General features: G+C 36.3%; 6 protein-coding genes and 1 tRNA gene. 4 read left to right on the top strand and 3 right to left on the bottom strand.

Going from position 1 to position 10,697, the window contains the following annotated elements; genetic code table 11:
• Window positions 1-63: 63 nt before the first annotated feature.
• A tRNA-Asn gene (locus ADI74_RS08010) sits at window positions 64-137 on the top strand.
• Window positions 138-175: 38 nt separating this feature from the next.
• Here the strand turns inward: ADI74_RS08010 and ADI74_RS08005 are convergent.
• A complete protein-coding gene (locus ADI74_RS08005) occupies window positions 176-718 on the bottom strand; it encodes a TetR/AcrR family transcriptional regulator (RefSeq protein WP_049538186.1) in 543 nt (180 codons plus the stop codon).
• Window positions 719-846: 128 nt separating this feature from the next.
• On the opposite strand from ADI74_RS08005, the gene ADI74_RS08000 reads away from it, so the two are divergent.
• Entirely contained in the window at window positions 847-3,501 is a 2,655-nt protein-coding gene (locus ADI74_RS08000; RefSeq protein WP_049538185.1) for a YhgE/Pip domain-containing protein, read from the top strand.
• Between the two features lie 21 nt (window positions 3,502-3,522).
• Here ADI74_RS08000 and ADI74_RS07995 read toward each other — a convergent pair whose 3' ends face one another.
• Together ADI74_RS07995 and ADI74_RS07990 are read right to left on the bottom strand one after the other, a co-directional pair.
• Window positions 3,523-6,075, bottom strand: coding sequence for a YfhO family protein (locus ADI74_RS07995; RefSeq protein ID WP_049538184.1), 2,553 nt, complete (start codon window positions 6,073-6,075; stop codon window positions 3,523-3,525).
• A gap of 61 nt (window positions 6,076-6,136) precedes the next feature.
• Window positions 6,137-7,759: an ATP-binding cassette domain-containing protein gene (locus tag ADI74_RS07990; protein WP_049538183.1), complete on the bottom strand. Its 1,623-nt coding sequence runs from the start codon at window positions 7,757-7,759 to the stop codon at window positions 6,137-6,139.
• 194 nt (window positions 7,760-7,953) lie between these two features.
• Between ADI74_RS07990 and trpS the strand changes: the two genes are divergently transcribed.
• Window positions 7,954-8,979 carry a tryptophan--tRNA ligase gene (gene trpS / locus ADI74_RS07985; RefSeq protein WP_049538182.1) on the top strand — a complete coding sequence of 342 codons (1,026 nt, stop codon included), beginning with the start codon at window positions 7,954-7,956 and terminating at the stop codon, window positions 8,977-8,979.
• 154 nt (window positions 8,980-9,133) lie between these two features.
• Window positions 9,134-10,612 carry an IMP dehydrogenase gene (gene guaB / locus ADI74_RS07980; RefSeq protein ID WP_049538181.1) on the top strand — a complete coding sequence of 493 codons (1,479 nt, stop codon included), beginning with the start codon at window positions 9,134-9,136 and terminating at the stop codon, window positions 10,610-10,612.
• Window positions 10,613-10,697 lie beyond the last annotated feature (85 nt).

Here is a 10,697-nt window from a genome sequence, read left to right as displayed (position 1 = left end):
GGGGTTAAGACACCGCCTTTTCACGGCGGTAACACGGGTTCGAATCCCGTACGGACTATGTTATCCGCCATAGCTCAGTTGGTAGTAGCGCATGACTGTTAATCATGATGTCGTAGGTTCGAGTCCTACTGGCGGAGTCAGATAAAAAGAACACCAGGTGGTGTTCTTTTTATTCTTAGTTTGTATCACCTAACATTTTCATAAGGAAGTCTGTCATTTCTTGCGGACTTTCTTTTTTTCCGTGGGCAATCCACGTCTGGCAAACTCCGAATAGGGCATTTGTTAGATAAATGGTACTGTATTCTAGTTCAATTGGATTTAGTTGTAGTTGCATAAAACGTTTCTGAAGATCAGTGCTAAGCATAATATGCAGTTTATTTCTCAAGAAATTTTGGATTTCTTTGGTTCCATTTTCAGAAAGAAGAGAAGCCAGAAGTGGTTCTGATTCTAGATATTCAAATACTTCTAAAATAGCATCTCTTTTATGATGAACATGTTTTTGAAAAATATATTCAAAGGTATGAAAGAGTTTACTTTGGTAGTGCTCAATCATATCATACTTATCCTTGTAGTGAGTGTAAAAGCTGGAACGACTAATTCCGGCTTTTTCAGCTAACTTGACCGTAGAAATTTGATCAAAGGGGTAGTCCATCAACAATTGAACCATGGCATTTTCGATAATTCGTTTTGTTTTTAAACGTTTGTTACTTTCTTTCATAATTCCTCCTTGTACACAAAAATAGACTATATGTCTAAAAAAATATTTTTTACCTTGTAATTTGGATTTTTTTATGTATAATCTATTATATCAAAATTTTAGACAATATGTTTAAAAAAGGAGGAAATATGTTTAAAGAATGGAAAGCAATATTTAAAAAACCGACCTTTATCATTGTAATGATAGGGATTTCTCTCATTCCAGCTTTATACAACATTATATTTTTATCATCCATGTGGGATCCATATGGTCAATTGTCAGAGTTACCTGTAGCAGTTGTCAATAAAGATAAGGAAGCTTCTTATAATGGACAGACAATGACAATAGGTGAAGACATGGTGTCTAATTTAAAAGAAAATAAGGCTTTAGATTTTCACTTTGTTAATGAAGAGGAAGGGGAAAAAGGCCTAGAAGATGGTGACTACTACATGGTAGTGACTTTACCAAGTGATTTGTCTGAAAAAGCTGCTTCTATTCTAACAAATCATCCTGAACAGATGCAGATTGATTATCAGACTTCAAGTGGGCATAGCTTTATTGCAAGCAAGATGAGTGATTCTGCAATGACACAATTAAAACAAACCGTCTCTACGAATGTAACTGAAACATACACTAAGGCTTTATTTCAAAAAATGAATGATTTGAAGTCTGGAATAAATAAGGCAGCTGATGGAAGTGAACAACTGGCTAATGGAGCGAATCAGTTGGTGACGGGAAGTCAAACATTATCTGCAAATCTTAATACTCTAGCAAACTCAAGTGTAACTTTTTCAAATGGAGCAGATCAATTTACAAAAGGTTTATCTAGCTATGTGTCTGCTATAGAGCAATTACATATTGGTTTAGGATCTTTTAATAGTGGTTTACAAAGTTATACAAATGCTGTCTCACAAGTTGACACTGGACTGGGTCAATTAGCGTCAAAAACTCCCGAGTTGGTGACAGGTGTAAATCAACTAAATACAGGTATAAAGTACTACACAGGTGGCGTTTCACAACTGGATACAGGCCTCAATCAATTTTCAGTTGGTGTAAATGCTTATACAAGTAGTGTGAAAGAACTTTCTAATGGAACAAGTCAATTATCCAATCAATCAGCTGCCCTAAGAGATGGAATGGAGCAATTAAATACTGGTATTAAAGAAATTTCAAGTCAATTGGAGTCCTCATCTCAACAAAATGAAGAAATAGCTCAATTGGCAACTAGTCTAGGAGAACTAAATAAAACACTACAAGCTCTTACAATATCAGATAATACTCAACTGAAAAGTACATTGTCAGAAGTTTTGCCAAATCTAACAACTCTTGCACAGGATATTGTGACCAAAAGTCAGACAGAACAAGAAAAAACTCTTGCGAACCTTCAATCAACAGCTACTTATCAATCTCTTACAGAGGAACAAAAGAAAGAACTGACAGAAGCTATTTCTAAAAATTCTAATTCTACTATTGAGTCAGCAAAAACAATTTTAACGACAGTAGGGGGATTAAAAGAAAGTATAGAGAATTCAGAACAACAAGTATCTAATCTATCTGATGTACAGACGAAAGCAAATCAACTCTTACCTGTAGCATCTAGCTCCTTGACATCATTGTCAAATGGATTTACAAAATTACAAACTACTGTAGAGAATCAGTTAGTTCCTGGAAGTCAGTCAATTGAAAAAGGAGTTGTAAACTATACTAAGGGGCTGGACACAATTTCTATAGGTGCCAATAAACTAAGTGAAAAGAATGCAAACTTAACAACTAGTCTAGATCAATTAGTTTCTGGATCAAGTAAGTTGACAGAAAATACATCAACCTTGACAGCTGGAGTAGATGCGTTAGCTGGAAAAGCTCCAGAATTAGTATCAGGTATAGAAAGTTTGTCATCTGGTTCTACTCAATTAAATAATAAGAGTCCAGAGCTAATAGCAGGTCTTGCTAAATTACAATTTGGCTCTGGTCAATTAACAGATAAATCAACACAGTTACTTTCTGCAGCATCTCAACTAGGAAGTGGTGCTATGAAGATTTCAGATGGTACTGGAAAACTAGCAGAAGGTGGAACAAGCTTAACCTCTGGTCTTGAAGATTTACAGACAGGAGTTGGTTCATTAGGACAAGGATTAGGAAATGCTAATAATCAGCTCAAATCAGCATCAACAGAATCTGAAAATGCAGAAACATTATCTGAACCTCTAGTTCTTTCAAAAACAGATAACGACCAAGTTCCTGTAAATGGGATTGCTATGGCTCCTTATATGATATCAGTTGCTCTTTTTGTTGCTGCTATATCTACCAATATGATTTTTGCCAAGTTGCCTTCTGGACGTCATCCAGAGAGTCGTTGGGCTTGGTTGAAGTCTCGATCTGAAATAAATGGCATTATAGCTGTCTTAGCAGGTGTTTTAGTTTATGGCGGTGTCCATCTGATTGGTTTAACTGCTAACCATGAGATGAGAACCTTAATTTTAATTATAATCATAAGTTTAGCTTTTATGTCTATGGTGACAGCTTTAACAACTTGGAATAGCCGTTTAGGAGCATTCTTCTCTCTTATTTTACTATTATTACAGTTAGCATCAAGTGCAGGGACTTATCCCCTTGCTTTGACAAATGATTTCTTTAAAGGTATCAATCCATGGTTACCAATGAGTTACTCTGTATCAGGCTTACGACAAACAATCTCTATGACAGGAAATATTCATCACCAAGTGATTTTCCTTATTATAACACTAGCTTTCTTTACTGCTTTAGGTATGCTAGCTTATCAACCTAAGAAAATGGAAGAAGATTAAAAAGATTGACCAAAGAATTGGTCAATCTTTTTCTGTATTAGATAAATTTTGTCTGTGATTATAGATCCCAAAAAGAAGAAGGGCAGTTAATGAGCAGGCTGCTCCAATAACAAAACCATTGGGGATAAAGGAAAGTGTAATGGTGCCTTTTCCCTTTGGAACATCAACTTTCATAAAACCAGTTTGAGCCTGCTTGATTTCAAGTTTTTTCCCATCTTGGTATGCAGACCAACCTTTGTCATAAGGAATGGTGAAGAAAATAGAGGCATCCTGTTTGACTTCATATGTAGCAAAGACCTTGTTTTTAGAAGTTGATACCTCTACAGGTTGTTCTTTAATCTTTCGGATTGCCTCAGTAAGAGCCTGAGTATCTAAACGATAGAAGGTTGGAGATTCAAATGACACTTGAGAATTTCCAGGAAAGTTAACACTGATATTGAAAGTTTTTTGTTCTTCTGTATAGCCTAAATTAAAGAAATTAAAAGCATTGTCAGTTGTAAAAGTCTTCTTTTCTCCATTGACAAGTATGTCAACCTTCTTTTGTTTATCATTAGTAAAATGAAGGTTTGAAAAAGAGAGATAGACTTGACTATTTTGAGGAACCTCAATTTGATAATCAATCCTTGCATCCTCATTCGTAGAACTCGTGATACTTGTTAAACCATCAGAATTATCTGTTTTATCATATGCTATTGGATAGAAGTAATCTAAGTTGAGATTAGCAAGCTGGTTTATAAATAAAGCCTGATTATCCAGAGTATGATTATTAAAGTTTACATCTGTGTAAATAGATTGAGTAGCAAAAGCAATGGGGAGGGAAAGTTGATTTTTATATAAGGTTAAATGATCCTTTTGATAAATCTCTTGAAAGCCATACTTATCAAGTGAAGTTTCAGAAATATTGTACTGGATTCCAAATAAACTGTCTGCTAAAAGACTATTATTTGCATAACGGAGATTGAGGTTGGTTCCAGAGGATTTGAATCCAAGTTTGTCCAAACTAGTGCTAGTTGAACGATTTCGTACAGATGAGAATTGAGAGATTCCATTGTAGTTAAATTTCATACTGTCATTTCCAGTCTGAATTTGCAGTTTTTCAGTACGTGTAAATGGATTGTCAATTTGGTTTAGAATGGATTCCATAGCAGTGATATCTCTATTATAGGCGCTACGAGAAGCAAAAGCCCATTCTTTAGCTATTCCTTCCATTTGAGCTGAAGCATTTAGGCTTATCTCAACTGTTATAAATAAAGGTAAAAGAATTGCAAATAGTTTTACAGAGATAAATTTTCTGATGACTGCAAGGAGTAAGAGAGCATAAACCAGGAGAAATTCAAGAGTGAGTAGGATGTTCAAATCTGTTAAAAAAGAATAGTGTGATTTAAAGTATACAGTAGCTAAAAATCCTGTTAATACAAGAAAAAGGGAGACAAATAGATTCCAAAGCTTCAATACTTTCAGACGATTTAAGACCTCTGCTGCAGTATAAATTAACAGAGTAGAAAAAATCCAAGCATAGCGATGCAAAAACATATTTGGAGTATGCATCCCCTGCCAAAATAAATCAAGTGCCTCTATGTAAAAGCTTGTTATTAAAAAAATAAAGAAAATTGCATAAGTAAGTTTCACGTGAAACCTTATGGATTTTATTGTGAAAAATAGAATGGTTAAAATAAAAGGAAGCAATCCAACAAAAATCATTGGTATAGATCCATACTTAGTTGTATCAAAAGATCCAATGAATTGTTTTGCGAAAATATCCAAATACCAGCTACTATCTGTCTTTAATTTTGTGATGGCAGTTAACTTCTCCCCATGAGTTTGTAAATCAAACAATGTAGGAAGAGTCATAATCAAACTAGCCATTCCTGCTAAAAAGGAGGTGACAACAAAATCAAGAAAAGATGATCTTCGATTTTTAAAGTCCCATGAAATTTGGCAGAGATACCAGAAAATAAGAAACAATGCTGTCATATATCCAAAATAATAGTTTTGAATAAACAAGATTGACAGACTTGTAAAGTATAGCAGGCACTTCTTTTCCGTTATAAGGATGTGTAAGCCAGTTATAATTAAAGGAATCAAGATAAAAACATCTAGCCAGGTTTTTATCTCTAACTGACTAACGGTAAAGCTCATTAGAGCATAGGAAGTAGATAAGGCAAGTTTTAAAGATTTCGGAATATCTTTAAATAATCTATTTAGACTAAAGAAGGTTGACAGTCCAATCAATCCAAATTTTAATAGAGTTGTTAGATAAACAGCATCTGGCATATTCGACAGATTAAAAAAGTAAACCAGAGGTGAGAGAAAACTACCCAAGTAATAACTAGATAGAGCATAGAAATTCAGTCCGAGGCCACTTGTAAAGGTGTAAAACAAACTACCATTTCCATGTAGAATATTCCGTAAAGCCACATCAAAAATAACGTATTGATGGAAACCATCTCCTAATAGTGGAGATGTATCGCTATTCCAGTAGATACCTTGAGTTAGGTATACTCCAGTCATAATTACTAAAGGAATGATGAAAGAAGCAAAATAGGTCCAATATGTTTTAAAAAATGATTTCATGTTACCTCGTAGAATGATAGAAAACTCAGTTGGTTAACCCAACTGAGTTTTGAAGTCTTATCTAGTCTTTCCAAAGTTCTTTGACTTTTGCTTGTACTTCTGCATTTTCTAGGAATTCATCATAGGTTTCATCGATACGATCGATGACGCCATTCTTAGATAAAACAATAATATGGTTTGCCAAAGTTTGAATGAACTCGTGGTCATGACTGGCAAAGATGATTGATTCTTTAAAGTTTTTCAATCCATCGTTTAAGCTTGAAATAGATTCCAAGTCCAAGTGATTTGTTGGATCATCAAGTACAAGGACATTTGATTTCAGAAGCATAAGTTTTGAAAGCATGACACGAACTTTTTCTCCCCCTGACAAGACATTTACAGGTTTGTTAACCTCATCACCAGAGAAGAGCATACGACCAAGGAAACCACGTAAGAAGGTATTATCGTCTTCTTCTTTACTTGCAAATTGACGCAACCAGTCAAGAATTGACTCGCTCCCTGCAAAATCAGCAGAGTTATCTTTTGGTAAGTAAGAGCGACTGGTAGTAACTCCCCACTTAACCGTTCCTTCATAGTCAATGTCACCCATGATCGCACGAATTAGTGCAGTCGTTTGAATGTCATTTTGTCCAAGAAGAGCCGTCTTATCACCTGGACGCAAGATAAAGCTGATATTATCTAAAATAGTCTCACCATCAATCTTTACAGTTAGATTTTCTACTGTCAAGAGATCATTACCAATCTCACGCTCTGCTTTAAAGTTGATAAATGGGTATTTACGACTGGATGGAACAATTTCTTCTAGTTCAATCTTGTCAAGCATTTTTTTACGAGACGTTGCTTGTCTTGACTTAGAAGCATTGGCAGAGAATCGAGCAACGAATTCTTGCAATTGCTTAATTTTTTCTTCCGCTTTGGCATTACGGTCTGCTAACAATTTAGCAGCAAGCTCAGAAGATTCCTTCCAGAAGTCATAGTTTCCGACATAGAGTTTGATTTTTCCAAAGTCAAGGTCTGCCATGTGAGTACATACTTTGTTGAGGAAGTGACGGTCATGGGATACAACGATGACAGTGTTATCAAAGTCAATCAAGAAGTCTTCTAGCCATGTAATGGATTGGATATCCAAACCGTTGGTTGGCTCGTCCAAGAGAAGAACATCTGGTTTGCCAAAAAGTGCTTTGGCAAGGAGAACTTTTACTTTTTCACCATTGGCCAATTCGCTCATGTTTTGGTAGTGCAATTCTTCTGGAATATTTAGATTTTGAAGCAGTTGAGATGCTTCACTCTCTGCTTCCCAACCTCCAAGTTCAGCAAACTCACCTTCGAGTTCAGCTGCACGAACACCATCTTCATCAGAAAAATCTTCCTTCATGTAAATAGCATCTTTCTCTTTCATAATGCTATAAAGCTTTTCATTTCCCATGATAACGACATCAATTGCACGTTCATCTTCATAGTCAAAGTGATTTTGACGAAGAACAGAGAGACGTTCATCTGGACCAAGAGAAATGTGACCAGTTGTAGGTTCGATATCTCCAGCTAAAATTTTTAAGAATGTAGACTTCCCAGCACCATTAGCACCAATTAATCCGTATGTATTTCCTTCTGTAAATTTGATGTTGACATCATCAAAAAGTTTGCGATCACTAAAACGTAGTGAAACATCAGATACTGTAAGCAATGTTTTTCTCCTATATGTGTAATATATTTATTCTACTAGAAAAGAGAGAAATATTCAAATTTTTCTTTGTCAATTTTATGTCAACTAAGTTTACAGTTATATTTACAGCGAATCGGCTCTTTGATTTAAATAATTTTCTGTTATTTTAACAAAAAAATGCTATAATTGAAGAGAACATTTCGAAGGAGAAAAAAATGACGAAACCCATTATTTTAACAGGAGACCGTCCAACAGGTAAACTGCATATTGGACATTATGTTGGTAGTCTAAAAAATAGAGTGTTACTACAGGAAGAAGATAAGTATGAGATGTTTGTTTTTTTGGCGGACCAACAAGCATTGACAGATCATGCCAAAGATCCTCAAACGATTGTAGAGTCTATTGGGAATGTTGCCTTGGATTACCTAGCAGTTGGATTGGATCCAAGTAAATCAACTATCTTCATTCAAAGTCAGATTCCAGAGTTGGCTGAGCTGTCTATGTACTATATGAATTTGGTGTCACTAGCTCGTTTGGAGCGTAATCCGACAGTAAAAACAGAGATTGCTCAAAAAGGATTTGGGGAAAGTATTCCGACAGGTTTTTTGGTTTATCCAATCGCTCAGGCAGCAGATATCACAGCCTTTAAGGCTAATTATGTTCCTGTAGGAACAGACCAAAAACCAATGATTGAACAAACTCGTGAGATTGTTCGTTCCTTTAATCATGCTTATAACTGTGATGTTTTGGTGGAACCAGAAGGTATTTACCCAGAAAATGAAAGAGCAGGTCGTCTACCTGGTCTAGATGGAAATGCTAAAATGTCTAAATCCCTCAATAATGGTATTTATCTAGCTGATGATGCTGATACTTTGCGTAAAAAAGTCATGAGTATGTATACAGACCCGGATCATATTCGTGTTGAGGATCCAGGTAAGATTGAAGGAAACATGGTTTTCCATTATCTAGATGTTTTTGGTCGTCCTGAAGATGCTAAAGAAATTGCAGAGATGAAAGAACACTATCGACGTGGTGGTCTTGGTGATGTGAAGACGAAACGCTATCTACTCGAAATACTTGAACGCGAACTTGGTCCTATTCGTGAGCGCCGTATCAAATTTGCTCAGGATATGGGAGAAGTGTATAATATGCTTCAAAAAGGAAGCGAAAAAGCTCGCGAGGTTGCAGAACAAACTCTATCTGAGGTTAAGGAAGCAATGGGACTTCATTATTTTAAATAAGCTTATATACTATAAGAAATTATCTTTTTTTCGCACAGGAAAAGATAGTTTTTTTATTTGTCCTTGTATTATTTGACAAATTTTCATAGAATGGTATGATAGATACAATACAAAAAGAGTCAAGCTCAAAAAGAAAGAAAAGAGGAAACTTCGAATGTCTAATTGGGACACTAAATTTTTGAAAAAAGGTTTTACCTTTGATGATGTATTGCTTATTCCAGCTGAGAGTCATGTGTTGCCGAATGATGCAGATTTAACAACAAAATTGGCAGATAATCTGACTTTAAATATCCCAATTATTACAGCCGCGATGGACACAGTCACAGAAAGCCAAATGGCCATTGCCATTGCTCGTGCTGGTGGTCTCGGAGTAATCCATAAAAACATGTCAATTGCGCAACAAGCGGACGAAGTTCGCAAGGTAAAACGTTCTGAAAATGGTGTTATTATTGATCCATTCTTCTTGACTCCAGAACATACCATTGCTGAGGCAGACGAACTGATGGGACGTTACCGTATCAGTGGTGTTCCGGTTGTAGAAACACTTGAAAATCGTAAATTGGTTGGTATTCTAACAAACCGAGATCTTCGCTTTATTTCAGATTACAATCAACCAATCTCAAACCATATGACCAGTGAAAATCTTGTGACTGCCCCTGTTGGTACAGATCTTGCAACAGCTGAACATATTCTTCAAGAACACCGTATTGAAAAACTTCCTTTGGTTGACGAAGAAGGCCGTCTTTCTGGTTTGATTACTATTAAGGATATTGAAAAAGTTATTGAGTTTCCAAATGCTGCCAAGGATGAGTTTGGCCGTCTTCTAGTTGCTGGTGCGGTGGGTGTCACTTCAGATACATTTGAACGTGCAGAGGCTCTCTTTGAAGCAGGGGCTGACGCAATTGTTATTGATACTGCACATGGTCACTCTGCTGGGGTTCTACGTAAAATTGCTGAAATTCGTGCTCACTTCCCAGATCGCACTTTGATTGCTGGTAATATTGCAACTGCAGAAGGTGCGCGTGCTCTTTATGATGCGGGTGTGGATGTTGTCAAAGTCGGGATTGGACCAGGTTCTATCTGTACTACTCGTGTGATTGCAGGTGTAGGTGTCCCACAAGTGACAGCGATTTATGATGCGGCAGCAGTTGCGCGCGAATATGGAAAAACGATTATTGCTGATGGTGGAATCAAATATTCTGGAGATATTGTAAAAGCCCTTGCTGCAGGTGGAAATGCGGTTATGCTTGGATCAATGTTTGCTGGAACAGATGAAGCACCAGGTGAAACTGAAATTTTCCAAGGACGTAAGTTTAAGACTTACCGTGGTATGGGATCAATCGCTGCAATGAAGAAAGGTTCAAGTGACCGTTACTTCCAAGGTTCTGTCAATGAAGCAAACAAACTTGTTCCAGAAGGAATTGAAGGTCGTGTTGCCTATAAAGGCGCAGCAGCTGATATTGTCTTCCAAATGCTTGGTGGTATTCGCTCTGGTATGGGTTACTGTGGTGCAGCTAATCTTAAAGAATTGCACGAAAACGCTCAATTTATCGAAATGTCAGGTGCTGGTCTCAAAGAAAGTCATCCTCATGATGTTCAAATTACTAATGAGGCACCAAACTACTCTATGTAAGAAACAAAAAAGAACTCCTGAAATTCTGAACTGCACCCCAAAAGTTAGACAGAAAAAAATCTAACTTTTGGGGTGTTTTTATTAT

Origin of the sequence: Streptococcus pseudopneumoniae (assembly GCF_001074565.1) — a bacterium.
Lineage (GTDB): Bacteria > Bacillota > Bacilli > Lactobacillales > Streptococcaceae > Streptococcus > Streptococcus pseudopneumoniae_J.
The sequence above is the reverse complement of the archived record's forward strand: the minus strand, read 5'-3'. Positions and strand labels throughout refer to the sequence as shown.

Bases quoted from the DNA above. Each gene is read 5' to 3' on its own strand.
- ADI74_RS08005 (WP_049538186.1), bottom strand. From the start codon at position 718: ATGAAAGAAAGTAACAAACGTTTAAAAACAAAACGAATTATCGAAAAT.
- ADI74_RS08000 (WP_049538185.1), top strand. From the start codon at position 847: ATGTTTAAAGAATGGAAAGCAATATTTAAAAAACCGACCTTTATCATT.
- ADI74_RS07995 (WP_049538184.1), bottom strand. From the start codon at position 6,075: ATGAAATCATTTTTTAAAACATATTGGACCTATTTTGCTTCTTTCATC.
- trpS (WP_049538182.1), top strand. From the start codon at position 7,954: ATGACGAAACCCATTATTTTAACAGGAGACCGTCCAACAGGTAAACTG.
- guaB (WP_049538181.1), top strand. From the start codon at position 9,134: ATGTCTAATTGGGACACTAAATTTTTGAAAAAAGGTTTTACCTTTGAT.